At 70.8% G+C, this 23,593-nt stretch carries 26 protein-coding genes and 2 pseudogenes; 16 read left to right on the top strand and 12 right to left on the bottom strand.

From position 1 onward, the window contains the following. Positions 1 to 2: 2 nt before the first annotated feature. The 3 genes from SSQG_RS26155 to SSQG_RS26165 form a co-directional block, all read right to left on the bottom strand. Complete coding sequence (locus SSQG_RS26155; protein ID WP_003992876.1) at positions 3 to 1,148, bottom strand: RNA polymerase sigma factor SigF; 1,146 nt, start codon at positions 1,146 to 1,148, stop codon at positions 3 to 5. Between the two features lie 17 nt (positions 1,149 to 1,165). Beyond that, positions 1,166 to 1,579, bottom strand: coding sequence for a hypothetical protein (locus tag SSQG_RS26160; protein WP_003992877.1), 414 nt, complete (start codon positions 1,577 to 1,579; stop codon positions 1,166 to 1,168). A 274-nt stretch (positions 1,580 to 1,853) separates the two neighbouring features. Next, positions 1,854 to 2,114 (bottom strand): UBP-type zinc finger domain-containing protein, encoded by a 261-nt coding sequence (locus SSQG_RS26165; RefSeq protein WP_003992878.1) that lies wholly within the window; start codon positions 2,112 to 2,114, stop codon positions 1,854 to 1,856. A gap of 62 nt (positions 2,115 to 2,176) precedes the next feature. Here SSQG_RS26165 and SSQG_RS26170 point away from each other — a divergent pair, with 62 nt between their 5' ends. Beyond that, the gene (locus tag SSQG_RS26170) at positions 2,177 to 3,772 is read left to right on the top strand and encodes a Na+/H+ antiporter (RefSeq protein WP_003992879.1); all 1,596 of its coding nucleotides are present in this window, start codon (positions 2,177 to 2,179) and stop codon (positions 3,770 to 3,772) included. A gap of 45 nt (positions 3,773 to 3,817) precedes the next feature. Here SSQG_RS26170 and SSQG_RS26175 read toward each other — a convergent pair whose 3' ends face one another. After that, positions 3,818 to 4,735, bottom strand: coding sequence for a 1-aminocyclopropane-1-carboxylate deaminase/D-cysteine desulfhydrase (locus SSQG_RS26175; protein WP_003992880.1), 918 nt, complete (start codon positions 4,733 to 4,735; stop codon positions 3,818 to 3,820). A gap of 53 nt (positions 4,736 to 4,788) precedes the next feature. Then, positions 4,789 to 5,214, bottom strand: coding sequence for a DUF6010 family protein (locus SSQG_RS26180; RefSeq protein WP_039933640.1), 426 nt, complete (start codon positions 5,212 to 5,214; stop codon positions 4,789 to 4,791). 301 nt (positions 5,215 to 5,515) lie between these two features. Between SSQG_RS26180 and SSQG_RS26185 the strand changes: the two genes are divergently transcribed. The 3 genes from SSQG_RS26185 (at position 5,516) to SSQG_RS26195 (ending at position 9,234) form a co-directional block, all read left to right on the top strand. Then, positions 5,516 to 6,922 carry a family 2B encapsulin nanocompartment shell protein gene (locus SSQG_RS26185; protein WP_003992882.1) on the top strand — a complete coding sequence of 469 codons (1,407 nt, stop codon included), beginning with the start codon at positions 5,516 to 5,518 and terminating at the stop codon, positions 6,920 to 6,922. A gap of 111 nt (positions 6,923 to 7,033) precedes the next feature. Beyond that, positions 7,034 to 8,203, top strand: coding sequence for a family 2 encapsulin nanocompartment cargo protein polyprenyl transferase (locus tag SSQG_RS26190; RefSeq protein ID WP_003992883.1), 1,170 nt, complete (start codon positions 7,034 to 7,036; stop codon positions 8,201 to 8,203). A 407-nt stretch (positions 8,204 to 8,610) separates the two neighbouring features. Beyond that, the gene (locus SSQG_RS26195; protein WP_039933641.1) at positions 8,611 to 9,234 is read left to right on the top strand and encodes a GNAT family N-acetyltransferase; all 624 of its coding nucleotides are present in this window, start codon (positions 8,611 to 8,613) and stop codon (positions 9,232 to 9,234) included. A gap of 8 nt (positions 9,235 to 9,242) precedes the next feature. On the opposite strand, the gene SSQG_RS26200 is transcribed toward SSQG_RS26195, so the two are convergent. Then, positions 9,243 to 9,842, bottom strand: coding sequence for a TetR/AcrR family transcriptional regulator (locus SSQG_RS26200; RefSeq protein WP_003992885.1), 600 nt, complete (start codon positions 9,840 to 9,842; stop codon positions 9,243 to 9,245). Between the two features lie 112 nt (positions 9,843 to 9,954). Between SSQG_RS26200 and SSQG_RS26205 the strand changes: the two genes are divergently transcribed. From SSQG_RS26205 to SSQG_RS26230, 6 genes and pseudogenes are all read left to right on the top strand, one after another. After that, positions 9,955 to 10,539, top strand: a complete 585-nt coding sequence (locus SSQG_RS26205; RefSeq protein WP_003992886.1) for a dihydrofolate reductase family protein — start codon at positions 9,955 to 9,957, stop codon at positions 10,537 to 10,539. 26 nt (positions 10,540 to 10,565) lie between these two features. Next, the gene (locus SSQG_RS26210) at positions 10,566 to 10,859 is read left to right on the top strand and encodes a hypothetical protein (protein WP_039933642.1); all 294 of its coding nucleotides are present in this window, start codon (positions 10,566 to 10,568) and stop codon (positions 10,857 to 10,859) included. A gap of 85 nt (positions 10,860 to 10,944) precedes the next feature. Beyond that, on the top strand, positions 10,945 to 11,358 hold the full coding sequence (locus tag SSQG_RS26215) for a YciI family protein (RefSeq protein ID WP_003992888.1): 414 nt from the start codon (positions 10,945 to 10,947) through the stop codon (positions 11,356 to 11,358). A 28-nt stretch (positions 11,359 to 11,386) separates the two neighbouring features. Further along, positions 11,387 to 12,664 carry an RNA polymerase sigma factor gene (locus tag SSQG_RS26220; protein WP_003992889.1) on the top strand — a complete coding sequence of 426 codons (1,278 nt, stop codon included), beginning with the start codon at positions 11,387 to 11,389 and terminating at the stop codon, positions 12,662 to 12,664. A gap of 87 nt (positions 12,665 to 12,751) precedes the next feature. Further along, positions 12,752 to 13,078 (top strand): annotated as a pseudogene (locus SSQG_RS26225) (inorganic phosphate transporter); the annotation flags it as partial. A 16-nt stretch (positions 13,079 to 13,094) separates the two neighbouring features. Further along, the gene (locus tag SSQG_RS26230) at positions 13,095 to 13,355 is read left to right on the top strand and encodes a hypothetical protein (RefSeq protein WP_003992891.1); all 261 of its coding nucleotides are present in this window, start codon (positions 13,095 to 13,097) and stop codon (positions 13,353 to 13,355) included. Positions 13,356 to 13,438: 83 nt separating this feature from the next. On the opposite strand, the gene sodN is transcribed toward SSQG_RS26230, so the two are convergent. Next, positions 13,439 to 13,834: a superoxide dismutase, Ni gene (gene sodN / locus SSQG_RS26235; protein ID WP_003992892.1), complete on the bottom strand. Its 396-nt coding sequence runs from the start codon at positions 13,832 to 13,834 to the stop codon at positions 13,439 to 13,441. Positions 13,835 to 13,979: 145 nt separating this feature from the next. On the opposite strand from sodN, the gene sodX reads away from it, so the two are divergent. After that, positions 13,980 to 14,414, top strand: a complete 435-nt coding sequence (gene sodX, locus SSQG_RS41495) for a nickel-type superoxide dismutase maturation protease (protein WP_158681105.1) — start codon at positions 13,980 to 13,982, stop codon at positions 14,412 to 14,414. Here sodX and SSQG_RS26240 read toward each other — a convergent pair. After that, entirely contained in the window at positions 14,297 to 14,947 is a 651-nt protein-coding gene (locus SSQG_RS26240) for a CGNR zinc finger domain-containing protein (RefSeq protein ID WP_003992894.1), read from the bottom strand. The two genes, sodX and SSQG_RS26240, sit on opposite strands and share 118 nt — an antisense overlap. An 87-nt stretch (positions 14,948 to 15,034) precedes the next feature. Here SSQG_RS26240 and SSQG_RS26245 point away from each other — a divergent pair. Then, positions 15,035 to 15,552: pseudogene (locus SSQG_RS26245) on the top strand (hypothetical protein). 97 nt (positions 15,553 to 15,649) lie between these two features. On the opposite strand, the gene SSQG_RS26250 reads toward SSQG_RS26245, so the two are convergent. From SSQG_RS26250 to SSQG_RS26260, 3 genes are read right to left on the bottom strand one after another with little or no spacing between them, the layout of a single operon-like run. Next, positions 15,650 to 16,411 carry an amino acid ABC transporter ATP-binding protein gene (locus SSQG_RS26250; RefSeq protein ID WP_003992896.1) on the bottom strand — a complete coding sequence of 254 codons (762 nt, stop codon included), beginning with the start codon at positions 16,409 to 16,411 and terminating at the stop codon, positions 15,650 to 15,652. After that, complete coding sequence (locus tag SSQG_RS26255) at positions 16,408 to 17,355, bottom strand: amino acid ABC transporter permease (RefSeq protein WP_003992897.1); 948 nt, start codon at positions 17,353 to 17,355, stop codon at positions 16,408 to 16,410. Before SSQG_RS26255 ends, SSQG_RS26250 begins: the two co-directional genes overlap by 4 nt. Positions 17,356 to 17,387: 32 nt before the next feature. Then, a complete protein-coding gene (locus SSQG_RS26260; RefSeq protein WP_003992898.1) occupies positions 17,388 to 18,341 on the bottom strand; it encodes an ABC transporter substrate-binding protein in 954 nt (317 codons plus the stop codon). Positions 18,342 to 18,936: 595 nt separating this feature from the next. Between SSQG_RS26260 and SSQG_RS26265 the strand changes: the two genes are divergently transcribed. The 4 genes from SSQG_RS26265 (at position 18,937) to SSQG_RS26280 (ending at position 22,500) form a co-directional block, all read left to right on the top strand. After that, positions 18,937 to 20,169, top strand: a complete 1,233-nt coding sequence (locus SSQG_RS26265; protein ID WP_003992900.1) for an NAD(P)-dependent malic enzyme — start codon at positions 18,937 to 18,939, stop codon at positions 20,167 to 20,169. 484 nt (positions 20,170 to 20,653) lie between these two features. Further along, positions 20,654 to 21,619, top strand: a complete 966-nt coding sequence (locus SSQG_RS26270; protein WP_003992901.1) for a zinc-binding dehydrogenase — start codon at positions 20,654 to 20,656, stop codon at positions 21,617 to 21,619. Between the two features lie 105 nt (positions 21,620 to 21,724). Further along, complete coding sequence (locus tag SSQG_RS26275; protein ID WP_003992902.1) at positions 21,725 to 21,934, top strand: HTH domain-containing protein; 210 nt, start codon at positions 21,725 to 21,727, stop codon at positions 21,932 to 21,934. Continuing rightward, positions 21,934 to 22,500 (top strand): Clp protease N-terminal domain-containing protein, encoded by a 567-nt coding sequence (locus SSQG_RS26280; RefSeq protein WP_003992903.1) that lies wholly within the window; start codon positions 21,934 to 21,936, stop codon positions 22,498 to 22,500. Before SSQG_RS26275 ends, SSQG_RS26280 begins: the two co-directional genes overlap by 1 nt. Positions 22,501 to 22,533: 33 nt before the next feature. Here SSQG_RS26280 and SSQG_RS26285 read toward each other — a convergent pair whose 3' ends face one another. Next, positions 22,534 to 23,592, bottom strand: a complete 1,059-nt coding sequence (locus SSQG_RS26285; protein ID WP_003992904.1) for a PadR family transcriptional regulator — start codon at positions 23,590 to 23,592, stop codon at positions 22,534 to 22,536. Between the last annotated feature and the right edge of the window lies 1 nt (position 23,593).

The following is a 23,593-nucleotide window of genomic DNA, read 5'->3' on the forward strand; positions in this document are numbered from 1 at the left end:
CGTCACTCCTCGACGAGGAGCTTCTCCCGCAGCTGCGCCAGCGTGCGCGCCAGCAGCCGCGAGACGTGCATCTGCGAGATGCCGACCTCCTGCGCGATCTGCGACTGGGTCATGTTGCCGAAGAAGCGCAGCAGCAGGATCCGCTTCTCGCGCGGCGGAAGGTCCTCCAGCAGCGGCTTGAGGGACTCCCGGTACTCCACGCCCTCCAGCGCCTCGTCCTCCGCGCCGAGGGTGTCCGCGACCGCCGGGGACTCGTCGTCCGTGTCGGGGACGTCCAGGGACAGCGTGGAGTACGCGTTGGCGGACTCCAGGCCCTCCAGGACCTCCTCCTCCGAGATCGACAGCTTCTCGGCGAGTTCATGGACCGTGGGGGAGCGGCCGTGCAGCTGGGAGAGCTCGGCCGTGGCCGTGGTCAGCGCCAGGCGCAGCTCCTGGAGCCGGCGCGGCACCCGCACCGCCCAGCCCTTGTCGCGGAAGTGCCGCTTGATCTCGCCGACGACCGTCGGGGTCGCGTACGTCGAGAACTCCACGCCGCGGTCCGGGTCGAAGCGGTCGACCGACTTGATCAGCCCGATCGTGGCGACCTGGGTGAGGTCGTCCAGCGGCTCGCCGCGGTTGCGGAAGCGGCGCGCGAGGTGCTCCACCAGCGGCAGATGCATCCGGACCAGCTGGTTGCGCAGCTCCGCGTACTCGGGGCTGCCGTCCGGCAGGGCGCGCAGCTTGAGGAACAGCTCGCGCGCCCCGCTGCGGTCGGGAGAGCCGTGCTGCGCGGCCTGTGCGTGGTGCGCGCTCGGCGCATCGTCCTCGGAGTGTCGCTCGTGCTCGCTCATCGTCCCGCCCGTCGCCCTTCCCCGAGCCCTCGCCTCCTCCGCCACTCTCGACTTCGCGTGAGTGGGTGGACCTCCCTGGGCAGGGGATGCGGTGATCCCCCCGCCCGGAGGCGCGCTCCGCACGGCACCTTCCCGGTGCAGCCGCCCGTCGCCCGGGAGGACGGCCCCCGCGGAGTCGTCCTCCGGATGCGGGCGGGCCTGCTCGGGGATGCCGTCGATACCGGCCGCCATGCGCCGGGTTCCGCTCGGGCCCGTCTCCGCGCCCGTGCCTGTGCCCTCGGCCGGCAGCTCTCGTGTGCTGCTCTCTTCGTCCCGCACCGGCCCGTCCTCGTTCCTCACGCCGGCCCGGGTCCCGCGCCGCGCTGTTTGTAGAGGCTGATCGAAACGGTTTTGTCCTTGTCCACGGCAGAGGAGACCTTGCCCGCCAGAGCGGACAGGACGGTCCAGGCGAAGGTGTCCCGCGAGGGGGCATGACCATCCGTGGTCGGTGCCGAGACGGTGACCTCGAGTGAGTCGTCGACGAGGCGGAAGACACAGCTGAGCACCGAGCCGGGCACGGCCTGCTGCAACAGGATCGCGCAGGCCTCGTCCACCGCGATGCGCAAGTCCTCGATCTCGTCGAGGGTGAAGTCCAAACGGGCCGCGAGTCCGGCCGTGGCCGTACGCAGCACCGACAGGTAGGCACCCGCGGCCGGCAGCCGGACTTCCACGAAGTCCTGGGTCGCGGGCTCGCCTGCGATCTGGGACACCCTCACCTCCATGGTGGTACAAGCGTTTCAGAGCCGGGGGTCGTTCCCCGGGGGTAACGCGATACGTGGTTCAGCGGTGACGCTATCGCGCTCTCGACGGTCCTGTCCCCGGGACCCAACCCCTTGCCGTCACTCACAGTAAACCTGTGGACACGCTCCGTGTCTAGGGGTTGGGCGGGCCCAAATGGGAAGAGCGCGCGCCGGGTTGACGTACCCAGACGTCAGACGGTCGAACCGTCCTGGTCGAACCGTCCTGAGCCCGGGTTCCGCCGGGTCACACCAGGACATGGTCGACGAAGCACCAGCGCCAGGCCTCCCCGGGCTCGTGCGTCCTCATCACGGGATGACCGGACTCCTTATGATGCTCCGCCGCGTGCCGCCCCGGCGAGGAGTCACAGCAGCCGACGTGACCGCAGCTGAGGCACAGCCGTAGTTGCACCGGATCCATGCCCTCCGCGAGGCACTCCGGACACGTCTCGCTGAGCGGGACGGGTTCGGGGTGCGGCAGCGCGTCGGCGTGCGTGCACTGTTTCATGATTGCCAGGTTACGACGGTCGCGCGGAAGAACGCGTGGAAAAAAGAGGGCGGGCGAGAACGATGGACGTGATGCCACTGCTGCTGCTGGTGGCGGGCAGCGCCGCGATCGCCGCGGCCGCGCGGCGCACCCCGGTGCCGGCGCCGCTGCTGCTGGTGGCTGCCGGGCTGGCGGTCAGTTACGTCCCGGGCGTGCCGGACTACACCCTCGACCCGCATGTCGTCCTGCCGCTCATCCTGCCTCCGCTGCTGTACACGGCCGCGACCGACAGCTCCTACCTCGACCTGCGGGCGCAGCTGCGGCCGGTCGCGCTGCTGTCCGTCGGGTACGTGCTGTTCGCGACCTTCGCCGTCGGCTGGGCCCTGTACCTGATCGTGCCGGAACTGCCGCTGACCGCGGCCCTGGTCTTCGGGGCGGTGGTGGCGCCGCCGGACGCGGTCGCGGCGACGGCGGTGGCACGCCGGGTCGGGCTGCCGTCGCGGATCACCACGATCCTCCAGGGCGAGTCCCTGCTGAACGACGCCACCGCGATCACCGCCTACCGGGTCGCCCTCGCGGCCGCCGTCGGGGAGGGCGCGACCTGGGCCCAGGGCATCGGCGAGTTCCTGCTCGCGGCGGTCGGCGGTGTCGTGGTGGGGCTGGTGCTGATGGCGCCGATCCACTGGCTGCGCACGCACGTGAAGGAGGCGCTGCTCCAGAACACGCTCTCCCTGCTGATCCCCTTCGTCGCGTACGCCGTCGCCGAACAGGTGCACGCCTCCGGCGTCCTCGCGGTCGTGGTCGTCGCGCTCTACCTGGGGCACCGCGCGTGGGAGGTCGACTTCGCCACCCGTCTCCAGGAGGAAGCGGTGTGGAAGATGGTCGCCTTCGTCCTGGAGTCGGCGGTGTTCGCACTGATCGGACTGCAGCTGCCGGTGGTGCTGAGGGGCCTCGGTCAGTACGAGGGTGCCAAGGCCGCCTGGTACGCGTTCGCCGTCTTCCTGGTGGTCGTCGTGACCCGGTTCGTGTGGGTGTACCCGGCGACCTTCCTGCCGCGTCTGCTGTCGGCCCGGATCCGGGAGCGGGAGGAGAACCCGACCTGGAGGGGGCCGTTCGTCATCGCCTGGGCCGGCATGAGAGGCGTGGTCTCTCTCGCCATCGCCTTCTCCATCCCGCTCACCCTGCACGACGGCGAGCCCTTCCCCCACCGCAACCTCATCCTCTTCCTCACCTTCACGACGGTGATCGGGACGCTCGTCGTCCTGGGCCTGACGCTGCCCCCGCTGATCCGGCTGCTGAAGATCCCGGGGCGGGACCCGCAGGCCGAGACGCTCGCCGAGGCCAACGCCCAGGCGCAGGCGTCCCGGTCCGCCGAGCAGCGCCTCGACGAACTCCTCTCCGACGAGCGCAACGCCCTGCCCGCTCCGCTCGCCGACCGGCTGCGCATCGTCCTGGAGCGCCGCCGCAACGCCGTCTGGGAACGGCTCGGGCAGGTCAACCCGGTCACGGGGGAGACCGTCGACGACACCTACCGGCGGCTGTCGCGGGAGATGATCAGCGCCGAGCGCGAGACGTTCGTCAGGCTCAGGGACGCGCGGTACATCGACGACGAGATGCTGCGGACGCTGCTGCGGAGGCTGGACCTGGAGGAGGCGGCGGCGTTCCGGGAAGCGGTGTAGGGCTCCGCCGGGCGTGCCGGAAGGGGCGGTCACGGGCCCCTGGCATCACGGGAAGGGGCGGCCGGTGATCACGGCCGCCACCGTCGTCCCGGGAGGGAAGGCGTCTTCGGCAGCCAGGGTGACGAGTCCGTACAGCAGCTTGGCGACATACAGACGTTCGACGGGCAGACCGTGCCGGTGCTCGAAGTCCGTGGCGAAGGCGTCGAGCTCCTCGGGCACGCGCGCGTAGCCGCCGAAGTGGAAGCGGTCGTCCAGGTCCCAGGTGCCGCGCGAGCCGCCGAAAGCCTGCTGCTGCAAGGTACTGACCTCGGCGGTCAGGAAGCCGCCTTTGAGCACCGGTATGCCCAGGGCGCGCTGCCCGGGGGCGAGGCCGGCGGCCAGTCCCGCCAGCGTGCCCCCGGTGCCGCAGGCCACGGCGACGACGTCGGCCCGGTCGCGCAGCTCGGTGCCGAGCGCCTGGCATCCGCGGACGGCCGCGGCGTTGCTGCCGCCCTCGGGGACGACGTATGCCTCCTCGGCGTCCGCCGCCCGCAGGATCGCGGCCAGGGCCCGAGGGTCGGACTTGCGGCGATAGGCCGTCCTGTCCACGAAATGCAGCCGCATGCCGTCGGCCGTGCAGCGGGCCAGTGACGGATTGAGGGGGCGGTCGGCCAGTTCCTCCCCGCGGACGACACCGACCGTGGGGATACCGAGCAGCCGGCCGGCCGCGGCCGTGGCGCGCAGGTGGTTGGAGTAGGCCCCGCCGAAGGTGACGACGGCACGGCCGTCCGCCGCCGCGAGGTTCGGCGCCAGCTTGCGCCACTTGTTGCCGATCAGCTCCGGGTGGATCAGATCGTCCCGCTTCAGCAGCAGCCGGACGCCCCGACGCTCGAACCGCCTGTCCACGAGCTCCTGCACGGGCGAAGGCAGCCGGGGACGCAGGGTCCCGAGGCGCGGCGCCTCGCCGTCGTCGGTGCTGGTCACCCCGCCATTGTCACCCGGGAGCGGGACGGCCTGGCCCTCGGCCCTGCCCCGCCTCAGCCCGCCGTCGGCGTCGCTGCGGGGCGTCCGCCGCGCCGTCGGTCGCGAAAGAGTTCGACGATCGACGGCCCGCCCCGCAGGCACCAGATCGCGATCACCGGGTCGCAGATCGCGCAGCCCAGGGAGGAGGTGTGGGCGAACGGGATGATCGGGGCGCCCTTGACGTGGTGGACGACGTCCCAGGCCGTGTGCAGGAGCCAGCCGACGCCGATCCACGTCCACGACTCCAGGCCGCGGAAGGCGACGTAGGCGAGCAGCGCGGTGAAGGGGAACTCCCAGCCGCCCATGCCGCCGCCGCTGAGGTACGCGGCTCCGGCTCCGGCGACCATGATCGCGTTCAGCCGCCGCCGGTGCGGTTCGCGGACGAAAGACATCGACAGCGCGTAGAGGATGCCGATGCCGATCGGCGCGACGTACTGCATGAGCAGGCCTTTTCCTGGAGTGGTCTGGTGTGGTGGAGAACGGATCACCACGCTAGGACCGGTTCGGCCGGGCTCCCAGAGGCATTACCGACACGTTCGCACGGGTTGTCGCCACCTGCCGGCAGCCCGGCCGTCGTCATCGCCGGACGCCGGACTGCGACGCCCTCTGCCCAGTCAGGCGAAGATCCATTCCCGCTCGTTCGTGTAATAGCACTGCCACGCTGCGTCAGGAAGGCTTGTGCGTGCACATCGATGCCCGAGGCATATGGGCGTCGGGCACAACCGGGGAGGGCAGTGCTCTATGTCGGTAGGCGAAGAGGTCCGCACGGAGGACACCAGGCCGCAGCAGAGTCTCGGCACGGCAGCCGCGCGGAACCTGGCCACCACGACCAAGTCCGTGCCGCAGATGCAGGAGATCAGCTCCCGCTGGCTGCTGCGCATGCTCCCCTGGGTGGACATTCAGGGAGGCACGTACCGGGTGAACCGGCGGCTCACGTACGCCGTGGGCGACGGCCGGATCACATTCGTGAAGACCGGCGACCGCGTCGAGATCATCCCCGCGGAGCTGGGCGAACTGCCGGCGCTGCGGGCGTACGAGGACGACGAGGTGCTCTTTGAACTGGCGCGGCGCTGCGAGCAGCGCGAGGTCGCGGCGGGCGAGGTGATCGCCTCGTTCGGCAGCCCGTCCGACGAGGTGTACCTGCTGGCACACGGCAGGGTGGAGAAGCTCGGCACGGGTCCGTACGGGGCTGACGAGTCCCTCGGAGTCCTCGCCGACGGCGCCTACTTCGGCGACCAGGCGCTGCTCGACGAGGACGCCATCTGGGAGTACACGGCCCGCGCGCTCACCGCGTGCACCGTGCTCGTCCTGCCCCGCCAGGACGTCGAGCAGGTGGCGGAGCGCTCCGACTCGCTGCGCGAACACCTCCAGCGGCACCGCTCGATCCCCGAGCAGCGCTCCAACAAGTACGGCGAGAAGGAGATCGACGTCTCCTCCGGCCACTCCGGCGAGCCGGACATCCCGCACACCTTCGTCGACTACGAGGCCAGGCCCCGTGAGTACGAACTGAGCGTCGCCCAGACCGTCCTGCGCATCCACACGCGCGTGGCCGACCTCTACAACCAGCCGATGAACCAGACCGAGCAGCAGATCCGGCTGACGGTCGAGGCGCTGAAGGAGCGCCAGGAGCACGAGCTCATCAACAACCGCGACTTCGGGCTCCTGCACAACTGCGAGTACGACCAGCGGATCCAGCCGCACGACGGCGTGCCCAGCCCGGACGACCTGGACGAGCTGCTGAGCAGGCGCCGCGGCACCAAACTGCTCCTCGCCCACCCGCGGGCGATCGCCGCGTTCGGCCGTGAGCTCAACAAGCGCGGGCTCGTCCCCGAGACCATCGACATGAGCGGCAACCGCATCCCCACCTGGCGGGGTGTGCCGATCTTCCCGTGCAACAAGATCCCGGTGACCCCGGAGCGTACGACGTCGATCATCGCCATGCGTACCGGCGAGAGCGACCAGGGCGTCATCGGTCTGCGGGCCGGCGGCATCCCGGACGAGATCGAGCCGAGCCTGTCGGTGCGCTTCATGGGCATCAACGAACAGGCCATCATCAAATACCTGGTCACGGCCTACCACTCGGCAGCGGTCCTGGTACCGGACGCGCTCGGTGTCCTGGAGAACGTCGAGATCGGCCGCTGGCGGTGACGCTCCCCATGTGCCGGCCGTGTCCCCGCCCGTCCGGGCGGGTACATCCTCGGGGTACGCGCCCAGCGGCAGCGGAAGCGCCACCGTCCGCTCTTCCCCCGAGGCGGTCCCATGGGTGATTCCCTCACGGAGTTCAGGACGGAGCCGACGCTGCCCGCACCCCGTGCACGGTGCGGCACCGAGCCCCGGCACGGAGCCGGGGCGCCGGAAGGGCGGGGACCCATCGGAACACAGCGGGACAGCCGGCCGGCACCGCCCGAGGGGCACGAGGCGGTCATGCTCCTCGACCGGGCCCGCACGGAGGTCGACCCCGTGCTGCGGGCCGCGCTCGGCTCACTGCCCGGGCCGATGCGGCGCATCGCGCGCTACCACTTCGGCTGGGAGCACGCCGACGGCAGCCCGGCAGAAGGCGGCGCGGGCAAGGCGATCCGGCCCGCGCTCGTCCTCGCCGCGGCGGCCGCACTCGGCGGATCCGAGGCACGAGCGGGGGCGGTCCGGGCGGCCGCCGCGGTGGAGCTGGTCCACAACTTCACGCTGTTGCATGACGACGTGATGGACCGGGACGCCACCCGTCGGCACCGTCCCACCGCATGGACGGTGTTCGGTGACGAAGGCGCGATCCTCGCCGGGGACACCCTCCAGGCGCTGGCCCTGCGGCTCCTCGCGCAGGACCCGCATCCGGCGGCCCCGGCGGCCGCCGCCCTGCTCGCGGACTGCGTGGTCGAACTGTGCGCCGGGCAGTACGCGGACACGGCCCTGGAGCGGCGCGGCCCCGCCGATGTCACGCTCGACGAGGTGCTCGCCATGGCGGAGGCCAAGACGGGCGCGCTGCTGGGCAGCGCCTGCGCGATCGGCGGGCTCTACGCGGGCGCCGGGGACGCGGACGTGGCGGCGCTCGATGCGTTCGGCCGGGAGGCCGGGCTCGCCTTCCAGCTCATCGACGACGTCATCGGCATATGGGGCGACCCACGCCGTACCGGCAAACCCGTCGGTGCGGACCTGGCCGCCCGCAAGAAGTCCCTGCCGGTCGTGGCGGCCTTCGCGTCCGGCACCCCGGCGTCGGCCGAACTCGCCGAACTGTACGCACGACCCAGCGAGAAGGAGGACCTCGAGCACATCGCCCAGACCGTGGAGCGGGCGGGTGGCCGTGACTGGGCCCAGGGCCAGGCGGCCGACCGGATGGCCCGTGCGATGCAGCAACTGGCGCGAGCGGTACCGGACCCGGAGGCGGCGGGTGGCCTGCTGGCCCTCGCCGAGTTCGTGACACGGCGCAGCAGTTGACGTCCCAAGGCCCGCGGCCCAAGGCCCCATTCCGCCCCATCCCTGGGCCCAGGGCCCGCGGCCCGCGGCAGCAGTACCTGACGGCCCTTCGGGTGACCGAAGGGCAGGAGGCCCCGGAGTGCCGGGGTCGTGCGGCTCCTGACCCCGCACGGCCCCGGGGCATCCGGCCAGGCGGGCCCCGCACTGCCCCACGGTGTGCGGGGCCCGCCTCCCTACCGCGGTATCCGCCCCACGAGTTGACGCACCGCCGCTCCGTGAACGCCTGCCGATCCGGTGCCGACCCGGCAACACCCCGGTGCTTTGGGCAGTCGTTCGACGAAATCCCGCCAAGCTCCCGCGCGGGTCTCCGGCCCGGTTCCCGAGCGCCCTACGATCAACGCCCGTCGGGACGAACAAAGGGGCGGGACATGGGTGTGGCGATCCGGACGGCGGGCGAGAGGGACCGGGAACTGGTCGTCCGGCTCCTGGACGAGGCGTTCCGGAACGACCCCGTGAGCGGCTGGGTCTTCCCCGGTGCCGAGGACCGCCGTGCCCACCACCCGCGGCTCATGGCCGCGTTCACCGACATCGTGCTCGAGGCCGGTCGCATAGACGTCACCGAGGACGGCTCGGCCTGTGCGCTGTGGATGTCCGTTCCGGCCGACGACCCTGACGGCGAGGGAGATGGCGGCGGCGAGGACGACGGTCCGGCTCGGATGCGGGAGGCCGTCGCCCCGGACAACGAGCGCATCGAGCAGATCGGCCGGCTGACGGCGGCCGTCCATCCCTCGGGACGGGCCCACGAGTACCTGTGGATGATCGGTGTGACGCCGGGCCGTCAGGGTGAGGGCCTCGGCACCGCGCTCATCGAGTCGGTTCTCGACCGCTGCGACCGCGAGGGGCTGCCCGCCTACCTGGAGGCGAGCAGCGCCCGCAGCCGCGAGCTGTACGAGCGCCTCGGCTTCGCGTCGTGCGGCCCGGTCCTCGACCTCCCGGAGGGCGGCCCGGCCATGTGGCCGATGTGGCGCGAGCCCCGCGCCCGCAAGGCCTGATCCGCGGCCTACTCCTGCGGACCCTCCGGCAGCACCGTCGCCACGATCCGCTCCACCAGTCCGTCCGGCACGCTCACCCCGGGCAGCACGCCCTCCAGGACGCCCGGCAGCGTCAGGTGCTCCAGGAGCAGCCCGAGCATGGCCAGGTACAGCACGGCGACGGACTCGTCGCCGCCGGGCAGCCCGGCCGTCCGGTGGAACTCCATGGCCTCCTCCAGGTCGCCGCGCACCGACTTGGTGTAGGAGGCGAGCAGCTCGGGACGCCGGGTGGCCTCCAGGCGCAGCTCCGTGAGGGCCAGATAGCCCGTGCGGTCGCGCGTCGCGCGCCCCATGAGGTCGTGCATGAAGGCCGTGACCAGTGAGCGGTCCTTGGGCCGGGCCAGCAGCTCTTCGACCACGTCGGGGTCGGGCGCGAGGCGTACGTGCAGCCGGGTGTCGATCTGGCGCAGCAGGTCGGCGCGTCCGGTGAAGTAGTTGGATGCGGTGCCGACGGGCACGCCGGCCTCCGCGTCCACCGCGCGGAACGTCAGCCCGCGCGCCCCCTCGCGCGCGAGCACCTCGACACCGGCGTCGACGAGCGCGGCCCGGCGCCCGGGGTTGCTGACCATGTGGAGTCCCTTCTCCCACTTGCGACGGCGGATGGATATTCCCTTGAAACCACTACAGTAGAAGTACTACAACTGAAGTCATTCAAGCGGCAGCCTACGAAAAGAGACCGGCTTGCGAAAGCTCACGTACTTCATCGCCTGTTCGATCGACGGCTTCATCGGGGACCCGAGCGGCGACGCCACCGCGATGCTCCGTTTCGTCGACGAGGAGTTCATCGACTTCCTCAAGGCGGAATACCCGGAGACCATGGCGACCCACGGGCGCCGGGCCCTCGGCCTCGACGACCTGCCGAACAAGCGGTTCGACACCATCATCCAGGGCCGGGGCAGCTACGACCTCGCCCTGAAGGAAGGCATCACCAGCCCCTACGCCCATCTGCGCGAGTACGTCGCCTCCCGGAGCCTCGGGGCCTCGCCCGACCAGAACGTCGAGATCATCGCCGACGACCTGGTCGGAAAGGTCCGGGAACTGAAGGCCGAGGACGGCGAGTTCGGCATCTACCTGTGCGGCGGCTCGCAGCTCGCGGGCGAACTGTTCGACGAGGTCGACGAGCTCGTCATCAAGACGTACCCGCTCGTCTACGGCGAGGGCATGCCGATGTTCGGCTCCGGATGCGCGATCTCGGAGTTCACCCTGGAGTCGGCGCGCACGTTCGGCAACGGGGCACTGGTGCGCACCTACGGCAGGAAGCGCTGAGCCCCCGAGCGTCCTAGTCTGAGGACATGGGCAGCGAAGGACACGTCTGTCCGGCCTGCGGACAGCCCGTGGAAACGGTCGTCCGGCGTCACAAGACGCTGGGCGCGTGGGTCCCGCTGTGGGTGGCGGGCCCCTGCCGCAACCCCGAGTGCACGGCCTATGACGCGGAGGCTGCCGAGACCGGCCACGCCGACGAGCGGACGCGGCCCGGGGAGCACGTCCACCCCGGGGAGCACCCCCGGCCCGCCGAGGCCCCCGCGCCACGTGCGGTGACCCCGCCCGAAGAAGCCCCTGGAGAGACCGTCGCGGAAAACTCCTGAGCCCGTGTCGAGAATCCCGGCCCGGCTCCGACGTCCCCTGTGAAGAGCCGCCCGGCCGGGCGGTGCGAGCCGAAGGAGCGGACTGATGAAGTACCTGGTCATGGTGCAGGGCACGCAGGCGGACTACGAGGCCATGCGCGGCAAGGAGTCGGCGGACTCTCCCGCCTGGAGCGAGGAGGAGGTCCAGGCCATGTTCGCCTACATGGGCGCCATCAACGACGACCTCTCCGAGACCGGCGAGTTCGTCGACGGGCAGGGCCTGGCCGAGCCGGCGCAGACCCGGCACGTCACCCTGGGCGACGACGGCAAGGCCGTGATCACGGACGGGCCGTACAGCGAGACCAAGGAGCTGCTGGCCGGCTACTGGGTCCTGGAGTGCGAGAGCCTGGAGCGGGTCACCGAGATCGCCGACCGCGTCTCCCGCTGCCCCCAGCCGGCCGGCGCCCCCAACCACCCGGTCGTGATCCGTCCGATCATGGACGGCTCCGGGGACATCTGAGGACCGGCCGACGCCGACGGACGTACCGGTGACGAACGCACCCGAGATCGAGGACCTGCTGCGCCGGAACGCGCCGCAGGTCCTCGGCGCGCTGGTCAGACGGTACGGCCACTTCGACACCGCCGAGGACGCCGTACAGGAGGCGCTCCTCGCAGCGGCCGGGCAGTGGCCCGGGGCAGGCGTGCCCGCCAATCCGCGCGGCTGGCTGATCAAGGTGGCCTCACGCCGGCTGATCGACGCCCTGCGCGGCGAGCGCGCCCGGCGGCAGCGCGAGGAACGGGCCGCGGCTCTCACACCCCGCGACGCCTTCATCGCCCCGCCGCCCGGCGAGCGGGCACCCCGCGACGACGACACCTTGTCGCTGCTCTTCCTGTGCTGCCATCCCGACCTGACGCCGACCGCGCAGATCGCGCTCACGCTGCGTGCCGTCGGTGGTCTGACCACAGCGGAGATCGCCCGCGCGTACCTGGTGCCGGAGGCGACGATGGCGCAGCGCATAAGCCGGGCCAAGCAGAAGGTGCGGGGCGTGCGGTTCGGCCGCCCGGACCGGTGGGAGCAGCGGCTGCCGTCCGTCCTGCAGACCCTCTACCTGATCTTCAACGAGGGCTACACGGCCACCTCCGGCGCCGCGCTCCAGCGCCGCGACCTGGCGGGCGAGGCCGTACGCCTGACCCGCACTGTTCACCGGCTGCTCCCCGACGACTGTGAGGTGGCCGGCCTGCTCGCGCTGCTGCTGCTCACCGACGCCCGCCGCGACGCGCGCAGCGGACCGCACGGCGAGCTGGTCCCCCTCGACGAGCAGGACCGCGACCGCTGGGACAAGGCAGCGATCGAGGAGGGCGTCGCGCTGATCACCCGGGCGCTCTCCCGGGGCCGCCCCGGGCCGTACCAGCTCCGTGCCGCGATCGCCGCCGTCCATGACGAGGCGCCCTCGTCGGAGGAGACGGACTGGACCGAGATCCTGGGCCTGTACGACGTCCTCGTCGGCCTGGTGCCCGGCCCGGTCGAGCGCCTCAACCGCGCGGTCGCCGTCGCCATGGTGCGGGGCCCACGCGCGGGCCTGGCCGAACTGGACGCCTTGGCGGGCGAGTTCACCGGCCACCGCCTGGACGCCGTACGAGGTCACCTCCTGGAGCGCGCGGGCGAACCCCAAGCCGCCCGTGCCGCCTACGAGTCGGCGGCGGCGCGGACCCTCAGCCTGCCCGAGCAGCGCTATCTCCAGGAGCGCGCGGCCCGGTTGGGGGACCAGAGGGCGTCCGAGCCGCGCAGCCGGCCCGACTCCGGGTCCCGGTCGGTCAGGCAGTAGGTGCGGCCCGCCGGGTCGCGCATCACCGTCCAGCCGGAGAAACCGGCGACGAACGCGGCCCCGAGTCCCTCGTGCCGCGCCCGCGTCACGGGCAGCATCCTCGGTGCCGGCCTCGGCCGCAGGCTCGCGGAGGTCCGCTGGGGCGTCGCGGGGCGGATGGCGGCCGCGTGGCTGATCACGCTGCCCGCCGCCGCGCTGGTGGGCGGCCCGGCCGCGAGCGTCGTGCGGGGCGGCGGTGACCTCGGTACGGCGGTCGTCGCCCTGGTAGGTGTGGCCCTCGCCGCCGGCCTCGTGGCCGTCTCGCGCCGCAACCCGGTGGACGCGCACAACGTCAACGACGCGTACGACGTCAACGACGCGCACCAGGTCACCATCCGCACCGAGCAGCCGGCCAAGGTCGGCGCGGCCGCCTGAACGAAGGGGAGTCGGCATGCATCTGAACTGGACCGCGCTCGGCGAGGGCACCGCGGTGAGCGTCGGCGCCACCGTCGCCGTGGTCGTCGTCTTCACCCTCGGCGTCCTCGGCCTCGCCCGATCGGGGGGCGCCCGCACAGCCGAGGGCGGCACCTCCGCCCCTGAACGCCGGGGCGACACGCACGCTCTCGGGCTCGCCCAGGCCGTCCTGTGCTTCCTCGGCTGCGCGGCCGTGGTGGCGTACGGGATCTACCTGATCGTGCCCCGGTTCCACTGATCACGGCCCACGACTGATCACGACCATGATGAAGGGGCCCGGCCGGGACTGCCCGGCCGGGCCCCTTCGGGTGCCCATGGACTTCAGGCCTTCTTGGTCTCCCAGAAGATCTTGTCGATCTGGGCGATGTAGTCCAGCGCCTTCTGGCCGGTCGCCGGGTCGGTCGACCCCTTGGCGGCCGAGAGGGCCTTCAGGGTGTCGTTGACCAGCTGGTGCAGCTCCGGGTACTTCTCGAAGTGCGGGGGCTTGAAGTAGTCGCTCCAGAGCACCGAGACGTGGTGCTTCGCGAGCTCGGCGCGCTGCTCCTTGATGACGGTGGCGCGCGCCTGGAAGTGCGGGTCGTCGTTGCCGGCCATCTTCTCCTGGACAGCCTTGACCGACTCCGCCTCGATGCGGGCCTGGGCAGGGTCGTACACACCGCAGGGCAGGTCGCAGTGCGCGCTGACCTTGACCTTGGGGGCAAACAGGCGGGAAAGCATGGAGCATTCCTTCCTCGTGATCGTCTTCTCACAGGGGACATTACTCCGTGGAGGAGGGGTTTTAGCGAGTGCCCCCTTGGGCTTAGGACAAAAGTCCGGGGTGAGACTGAGACTGGTGGAGGAAGAACCGGGGAGGTGCCGGGTGATGCCGGAGCTGTCGCAGGAGTCCGATCGGGGGAGGCCTGCCCCGCCCTTCGGGGTGGCCGAGGTGACCGGGCCGTCCATGGTGCCCACGCTGTACCACGGGGACCGGCTCCTGGTGCACTACGGAGCCCGGATCAAGCCGGGCGACGTCATCGTGCTGCGGCACCCCTTCCAGCAGGACCTCCTGGTCGTCAAGCGGATCGCCGAGCGGCGCGAGACCGGCTGGTGGGTGCTCGGGGACAACGCGTACGCGGGTGGCGACAGCACCGACTACGGCGTCGTGCCCGACGACCTGGTGCTGGGGAGGGTCCGGTTCCGCTACCGGCCGCTCAGGCCCGGCCGCCGTTCGCCCTGGGCGCTGCTGGGCTGGGCGCTGTCCGCCGCCAGGCCCGTGCTGTCGGGCCGGGCCGTCTCCAGGCGCTTGCGGGCGCGGTAGGCCGCCACGTTGGCGCGGGTCGCGCAGCGGTCGGAGCAGTAGCGCCGGGAGCGGTTGGTGGAGGTGTCGAGGTAGGCGTTGCGGCAGGGCGCGGCCTCGCACAGGCCGAGCCGGTCCACGCCGTACTCCGTCAGGTGGAACGCCAGGCCCATCGCCGCGATCGCCGCATAGCCAGCCGTCGCGTTGGACGGGTGGTCCGCCAGGTGCATGTGCCACAGCGGACGGCCGTCGTCGTCACGGAAGTCGTGCCCGGAGATCTGCGGGCTCACCGGGAACTCCAGCAGCAGGGAGTTCAGCAGGTCGACGGCGAGCGTCTCGTCGCCCGCGTCGGCCGCCTCGAAGACCGCGCGCAGCCGGGCCCGGACCGAGCGGAAGCGCGTGACGTCCGCGTCGGTGGCGCGCCGGGCCGCCGGCTGGTTGGCGCCGAACAGCTCGCGGACGGCCTCGACCGACGTCAGCGTGTCCTTGCCCCGGGCCGGTTCCTCGGTGTTGACGAGACGCACGGCGTAGTCCGAGTAATAGGCCAGTTCCACTTGTAGTCCTTACGGAGGGGCTTTATGGTCGTGAGCGCGGTTGTAACAGCTGATGGTGCTTACAGGGTATTACGAGGGACGCGCTCGATGACGGACGCCGACACCACCACGGCCACCACCGACTGGCACGCCTGGCAGGAGAGCTGGGACCGGCAGCAGGAGTGGTACATGCCCGACCGCGAGATGCGGTTCCAGATCATGCTCGGTGGGGGTCCCCCGCTCCTCGCCATCGCGCAGGGCACCTTCGCGGACGACGATCGGGTCGGCTTCGTCACTGCCGACCTCAAGGCCCCCGACTGGCCGGCGAAGCTGCCCCACGACTCGTAACGAACGCGGACCACATGATCGACGAGACGACGCCAAGGATCAACGCGGCCGAGCGCGCCCTGCGCCATGCCCGTATGGATCAGGCCAAGCGGGACGGCGCCCTCGACTGGTCCGAATGGTGGCAGCTCGCCGCCAAGGACCAGGTTCTCGCGGAGCCCACGGCCCGGCGCTGCGAGATCTACGGCGAGCACGCCGACGGCGACGTGCCCTCGGCGGCGTGGCACGCGCGCGTGCTGCGCGAGAAGGGCTTCGGGGAGGCCAGGCCGGTGTGGTGCTAGCCCTCCGACACCCTTCTGCTCGCCGTGAGGTGACCGGGCGCGGACGTGCGAAGGGGGCGGTACGGAACTCCGTACCGCCCCCTTCGCGTGTGTGCGCTCAGAGCACCTTGGACAGGAACGACTTCGTCCGCTCGTGTTGCGGGTTCGTCAGCACCTCGCGCGGGTGACCGGATTCGACCACCACACCGCCGTCCATGAAGACCAGGCTGTCGCCCACCTCGCGGGCGAAGCCCATCTCGTGGGTGACGACGACCATCGTCATACCGGACTCGGCCAGGTCGCGCATGACGTCCAGGACGTCACCGACCAGCTCCGGGTCGAGCGCCGAGGTCGGCTCGTCGAACAGCATCAGCTTCGGGTCCATGGCGAGGGCCCGCGCGATGGCGACCCGCTGCTGCTGGCCGCCGGAGAGCTGAGAGGGGTAGTTGCCCGCCTTGTCGGCCAGACCCACCCGGTCCAGGAGCTCCTGGGCGCGCGAGCGGGCCTGGCTCTTGCTCACGCCCTTGACCTGGACCGGTGCCTCCATGACGTTCTCGACGGCCGTCATGTGCGGGAACAGGTTGAAGCGCTGGAAGACCATGCCGATGTCCCGGCGCTTGACGGCGACCTCGCTGTCCTTCAGCTCGTAGAGCTTGTCGCCCTTCTGGCGGTAGCCGACCAGCTCGCCGTCGACGTACAGGCGGCCGGCGTTGATCTTCTCCAGGTGGTTGATGCACCTGAGGAAGGTGGACTTGCCGGAGCCGGAGGGGCCGATGAGGCAGAACACCTCGCCGGACTTCACCTCCAGGTCGATGCCCTTGAGGACCTCTACGGGGCCGAAGGACTTGTGGACGCCCTCGGCCTTGACCATGGCGTTCATGCGGTGCCTCCCGTCGAGGCCGAGCGGTTGGACAGGGACAGCACGTTCGCCTTGATCTTCTGGAACGGCGTGGCCGGGAGCGACCGGCTCGAACCACGCGCGTAGTACCGCTCAAGGTAGTACTGGCCGACGCTGAAGACCGAGGTCAGCAGCAGGTACCAGGACGCCGCCAGGAACAGCATCTCGGCGGGGGCGCCGGAGGTCTGGCCGATGTCCTGGGCCGCGCGGAGCAGCTCGGGGTACTGGACGACCGAGACCAGCGAGGTCGTCTTCAGCATGTTGATGACCTCGTTGCCCGTCGGCGGCACGATCACGCGCATCGCCTGCGGGATGACGATCCGGCGCAGCGTCTTGGCGTGGCTCATGCCCAGCGCGTGCGACGCCTCGGTCTGGCCCTCGTCGACCGAGAGAAGACCGGCCCGGCAGATCTCCGCCATGTAGGCGGCCTCGTTGAGACCGAGGCCCAGCAGCGCCGTCAGGAACGGGGTCATGAAGTCCGACCACTCGTCCTTGTAGAGCGGCCCGAGGTTGATGTACTCGAAGACCAGGCCCAGGTTGAACCAGACGATCAGCTGCACCAGGACCGGGGTGCCGCGGAAGAACCAGATGTAGAACCACGCGATCGACGAGGTCACCGGGTTCTTCGAGAGGCGCATCACGGCGAGCAGGACGCCGCCGACGATGCCGATCGCCATGGACAGGACGGTCAGCAGGAGCGTCTTGCCCACGCCGTCCAGGATGCGGTCGTCGAAGAAGTAGTCCGGGATCGCGCCCCAGTTGATCTTGCCCTGGGAGAACGCGTAGACGATGCCGCCCAGCAGGGCGAGCGTGACGACGGCGGAGACGTACCGCCCGTAGTGCCGGACAGGGATGGCCTTGATGGCCTCCGGTCCGCTCGGGGGTGTGTCGGCCGGGCCCGACGTCTTGTCGATGTCAACAGTCACGGGTGTTGCCTTTCAGTGCCGCTAGGGCGCGGTCACTTGCCGCCGTTGATGGTGGCCTGCTGCACGGAGCCGTCGGTGACGCCCCACTTCTTCATGATCTTCTCGTACTCGCCGCTCTTGATGACGGCGTCCAGCGCGGCCTTCAGGGCGTCACGGAGCTGCGTCTGGTTCTTGGCGACGGCGATGCCGTACGGAGCGGCCTCGACCTGCTCGCCGACCAGCTGGAAGTCCTTGCCGCCACCGGAGGTCTTCACCGCGTACGCGGCGACCGGGAAGTCGGACGAGCCGGCGGCCGCGCCACCCGCGCGCAGACGGGTCTGGGCCTGCTGGTCGTTGTCGAAAGCCTCGATGGCGATCTTCTTGCCGGCCGGGCACTTCTTCGACTCGGCCTTGGCGAGGTCCTCGGAGACCGTGCCGCGCTGCAGCACGATCTTCTTGCCGCACAGGTCCGACCAGGTCTTGATGCCCTGGTCGTCACCCTTCTTGGTGTAGATCGAGACACCGGCGGTGAAGTAGTCCACGAAGTCGACGCCCTCACCGACCTTCTTGCCGGTGTCGGAGTCGATGCCCTCCTGGCGGTCCTTGGTGTCGGTCATCGCGGACATGGCGATGTCGTACCGCTTGGAGCGCAGACCCGTGATCAGCGTGTCGAAGGTGCCGTTCTCGAACTGGAAGTCGACCCCGAGCTGCTTGCCCATGGCGGCGGCGAGATCCGGGTCGATGCCGACCGTCTTGCCCGAGTTGTCCTTGAACTCGACCGGGGCGTACGCGATGTCGGAACCGACCTTGACGACACCCTTGTCGCGGATCGACTTCGGCAGCTTGTCGGCGAGCGGCGCCGAGGACGCGGAGCCGCCTTCCGAGGTGCCGCCCTCGGTCTGGTCACCGCATCCGGTGAGTATCAGCGCGCCTGCGACCGCGATCGCACCGACCGCTGCTAGCCGGGAGTGCGCGGCGGTCGTACGACGGGTGGAGCTTGCGGTCATGGTGGGTTCCTCCGGCGGATGGGTGGAGTTGCCGATGGGGCGAGGCGCAGCCGATGGGTTCGGCGGTGCCTGGGTCGACGGGGGCACGTGTCTTCGACTGTCGCGACCTCGTGTGATTACGGCATCTTGCCATTCGGACTGCGCCATTCTGGGGGCCAGCCATGTCAAAATCGGATAACGGGCGATCCCCGAACCGCACCACTCCGGTACATCACGGCCGGACCTTCTATAGGAATGCTTCCTTCCGGCCGGAAGATCTTCGGTGAATCCCGCGATTTCGGGACGCAGGCCGAAGACTTTGCGGCCACTTGAGTGGTCGTCGACGGTTTGTCCAGGTCTTGTCCTGAAATTAAACGAAGAGTCAGGGCACCGGCATGTGACCTTCGCGTTATGGACTCGTCGTTCGCTCGGTCCGTCCGGTAAGAAGGATGTTTACACCCCTCATCCGGGGCTCAGGGCGCGTGTGCGGCGCGCCCGTCGCGCATGCGCCCGTACGTATCCCGTACACAGCACCATCAGGGCCTTGCGCGGTCCCGCCCACCCTCACCAGGAGTGGCAACCCTCGAACCAATGAAGATTTAAGGGGTAAAACGAAGTGGCAGCGGAGATCGTCAATCCTCGCAGCGAGAGCACGACGGACCATACGGGCGGCGAGGGCGGTGCGGAGCCCCTCGACTCCTTCGATCCGGCGTTCGCGCTGCACCGCGGCGGCAAAATGGCTGTGCAGGCCACCGTGCCGGTCCGTGACAAGGACGACCTGTCCCTGGCGTACACGCCCGGCGTCGCGAAGGTGTGCAGCGCGATCGCGGAGCAGCCGGAGCTCGTGCACGACTACACGTGGAAGTCATCGGTCGTGGCCGTCGTGACGGACGGTACGGCCGTGCTGGGGCTCGGTGACATCGGGCCCGAGGCCTCCCTCCCGGTGATGGAGGGCAAGGCGATTCTGTTCAAGCAGTTCGGCGGTGTGGACGCGGTTCCGATCGCGCTGAACTGCACGGACGTCGACGAGATCATCGAGACGGTGGTGCGGCTCGCGCCGTCGTTCGGCGGGGTCAACCTGGAGGACATCTCGGCGCCGCGGTGCTTCGAGATCGAGCGGAAGCTGCAGGAGCGGCTGGACATCCCGGTCTTCCACGACGACCAGCACGGCACGGCGGTCGTGACGCTGGCCGCCCTCCGGAATGCCGCCCGGCTGAGCGGACGGGCGCTCGGGGAGCTGCGGGCCGTCATCTCCGGCGCCGGGGCGGCCGGTGTCGCCATCGCGAAGATGCTGGTCGAGGCCGGGATCGGGGATGTCGCGGTGGCCGACCGCAAGGGTGTCGTGTCGGCGGACCGGGACGACCTCACGCCCGTGAAGCGGGAGCTGGCCGGGTTCACGAACAAGGCGGGGATCACTGGATCCCTTGAGACGGCGCTGGCCGGGGCCGATGTGTTCATCGGAGTGTCCGGCGGGACGGTGTCGGAAGACGCGGTCGCGTCCATGGCCAAGGGGGCGTTCGTCTTCGCCATGGCGAACCCGAACCCTGAGGTGCACCCCGAGGTCGCGCACAAGTACGCGGCCGTCGTCGCCACCGGGCGGTCGGACTTCCCGAACCAGATCAACAACGTGCTTGCCTTCCCGGGGATCTTCGCGGGTGCCTTGCAGGTGCGGGCCTCGCGGATCACGGAGGGGATGAAGCTGGCCGCCGCTGAGGCGCTGGCGGCCGTGGTCGGGGACGAGCTCGCGGCCGACTACGTCATCCCGTCGCCGTTCGACGAGCGGGTCGCTCCGGCGGTGACGGCGGCTGTGGCGGCGGCTGCTCGGGCCGAGGGGGTTGCTCGGCGCTGACGCCGTTGGTGCGTGGGGAGGTGGCCCTGCCCGGGTGGGCGGGGCCATTTCTTTGCCTGCGGCGGCTGTGGCCGCTTCTTTGTCTGCGGAGGGCTGTGGCCGCCTGACGCCGGGGGGTGGGTCGGGGCCGCGCCGGGGGGTGTCCGTCCTCGGAACGGCGCGACCAGGTCACCTACCGGCTGACTGGCGTTACACGCGCCGCCCGCTGCGGGCGGACACCCCCCGACACGGCCCCTTCTCGCCGTTGGCGGCTGCGGGCGCGTCGTGACCCCGTCCAGCCGCCCTAGCTGCGGGCAGTCGTGCCGCTGGGGCGATGGGGGTCCCCTCTGCTCGAGCGAAGCCGAGAGGTTTGGGGGATGCACCCCGCTCCGCCGAGCTGCGGACCACGCGGCCCCAGCAACAACGCAGAGCACCTGGCAAGAGGGTGTGTCTCACACGGGGCGGTGGTTACGCTCGGGCCGGTCGGGAACCTATCGTCAAGGTCATGTTCGCTGTCTACGCCGCCCGAATCGACCGCGACCAGCCGCTGTCCGGCCTGGAATTGGGGGAGCGCCCGGCTCCCGAACCCCGCCCCGGCTGGAGCACCGTCACGGTCAAGGCCGCCTCCCTCAACCATCACGACCTCTGGTCCCTGCGCGGCGTGGGCCTCGCAGAGGACAAGCTGCCGATGATCCTCGGCTGTGACGCCGCCGGTGTCGACGAGGACGGCAACGAGGTCGTTCTGCACTCCGTGATCGGACAGAGCGGGCACGGGGTGGGCCCCAAGGAGCCCCGTTCCATCCTCACCGAGCGGTACCAGGGCACGTTCGCGGAGCAGGTCGCCGTGCCGACCTGGAACATCCTGCCCAAGCCCAAGGAGCTCTCCTTCGAGGAGGCCGCCTGTCTGCCGACGGCGTGGCTGACCGCCTACCGGATGCTGTTCACCAACGCGGGTGTCCGGCCCGGCGACTCCGTACTCGTGCAGGGCGCCGGCGGGGGCGTCGCCACGGCCGCCATCGTGCTGGGCAAGGCCGCCGGTCTCCGGGTCTTCGCCACCAGCAGGGACGAGGCCAAGCGGAAGCGGGCCGTGGAGCTGGGGGCCGTGGAGGCACTGGAGGCCGGGGCGCGCCTGCCACAGCGGGTCGACGCGGTGATCGAGACCGTCGGTGCTGCCACGTGGTCGCATTCGGTGAAGTCGCTGAAGCCCGGCGGCACCCTGGTGATTTCCGGTGCCACCAGTGGCGACCGGCCCTCGCACGCCGAGCTGACCCGGATCTTCTTCCTTGAGCTCAAGGTCGTGGGGTCCACGATGGGCACCAAGGACGAGCTGGAGGACCTGCTCTCGTTCTGTGCCGCCACCGGTGTGCGGCCGGTCATCGACGAGGTGCTGCCGATGGACCGGGCGCGTGAGGGCTTCGAACGGCTGGCTTCGGGTGAGCAGTTCGGGAAGGTCGTGCTGACGAATCCCTGAGTGGTTTTTTCTCGCGGTTGTTCGACGGTCGGTCCGTTCTTGGGCCGGCCGTTTTGCATGTCAACTTGGGTTGACGTGAGGGTAGTGTCAACGTAGGTTGACGTTATGACCGAAGCAACCGATCTGGCCGAGCGCGCGGGCGACCGTGATCCACGGGTCGGCCTGCGGGCCGTCGCCGCGCTGCGCCGGCTGCTGGAGCAGCTGGAAGCCGTGCAGGTGCGCAACGCGCGCAACCAGGGCTGGTCGTGGCAGGAGATCGCCACCGAACTCGGTGTGAGCAGGCAGGCCGTGCACAAGAAGTACGGGAGGCATTGATGTTCGAGCGGTTCACGAAAGACGCCAGGGATGTCGTGAAGAGCGCGTTCGCCTATGTGGACGGGGGAGGGGGAGGGCAGTGTGTGGAGCCGGAGCATCTGTTGCTCGCTCTCCTGGACCGGGAGGGGAGCCGTGGCTCCTTCGCGCTCACCGCCCTGGGGCTCGGTGAGCGGAGGGAATCCGTACGGGAGGCGCTGCGGGAGGCGCGGCGGCGTGCCGGACTGTCGCGGGCCGAGGCCGACGCGCTCTCCGGGCTCGGGATCGATGTGGCGGAGATCGTGGCCCGGGTGGAGGAGGTGCACGGGGTCGGCGCCATGGCCGGTGACACGCAGGACAAGCGGTGGTGGTCGGGGCGGCCCTCCTTCGGGCGGGCTGCCAAGGGGGTCCTGGAGCACTCCTTGCGGGTTGCTCTCGCCCGGCGCGACCGGCACATCGGTGACGAGCACATCCTGCTGGCCCTGACCGTGCGCCCCGGAGTACCGGCCGAGGTCCTCGCCGACCACGGGGTGACGTACGAGTCCTTGACGCGGGTGCTGTACGGGGGCGGCGAGGCCAAGGCCGGGTGAAGGAGGGCCGCCCCGGCCGGTGTCCGCGCCCGGCTACTTCCCGGGGGCGCGCAGCAGTGCTCCTATGTGGGCCGCGGCCGTCGAGAGGTGGCGGCGGGCGTCGCGCAGCTGGTCGGACGTGACGCCGTGGTCGCGGGCCGCGTCGCGGATGTCGTCCCGGAAACGGTCGAGCAGGCGGTCCAGGTCGCGGGCGGGGTCGCCGGTGGAGTCCGCGGCGTCCTCGTGGGCCCAGGCCGGTTCGTAGGCGGCCGGGAACTCCTCGGCGGCCGGCTGTGCGTGCTCCGGCTGCGAGGCCGACCTGCCGGTGCCCGTCCAGTCGAAACCGAAGTCCTTGCCGTAGTCCTTGCCGAACTCACCGACCTCCTTGGCCAGTTCGCTCAGGCCTTCGCGCAGTCCCGTCGGCCAGTCGCCGCGCGCGAAGTGGTCCTGTACCTGGTCCTGGACCCGGCGGGCGATGCGCTGCACCTGCTCCTGCGCCTGGGCGCGGGCCTGCTCCTGGGCCTCCTTGGCCTGGCGGCGGGCGCGCTGGGCGTCCTCGCGGGCGCGGCGGCTCTCGTCCTTGGCGCGCCTGGCCTGTTCCTTCCACTCCTGCCGGGCGCGCCGCATCTCCTCCTTCGCGATGCGCCAGGCCTCCTTGTCGCCGTGGTTCGCGGAGTCCCCGAGGACGGTGTCCTCCGCGCCGCGAGGTCCGGTGCCGGTGCCCCGGCGGGCCTCGGTGGCCGCGGCGCGCATCTCGCGGCGCAGATCGCCCGCGGCCCCGCGCACGTCGGCTCGGATCTCCGCCGCCAGTTCCGCGACCGACTCCCTGATCTCCAGCTCCAGGTCGGCCAGCTCGCCGCTGCGGTCGGCCAGTTCGGCGCGGCCCGCGTCCGTGATCGAGTAGACCTTGCGGCCGCCCTCGGTGGTGTGGGTGACCAGGCCCTCGGCCTCCAGCTTGGCCAGGCGCGGGTAGACCGTGCCCGCCGACGGTGCGTACAGCCCCTGGAAGCGCTCCTCCAGCAGGCGGATCACCTCGTAGCCGTGGCGGGGGGCCTCGTCCAGCAGCTTCAGCAGGTAGAGGCGGAGGCGGCCGTGGGCGAAGACGGGGGGCATG

The sequence above is a fragment of the Streptomyces viridochromogenes DSM 40736 genome, assembly GCF_000158955.1.
Classification (GTDB): Bacteria; Actinomycetota; Actinomycetes; order Streptomycetales; family Streptomycetaceae; genus Streptomyces; species Streptomyces venetus.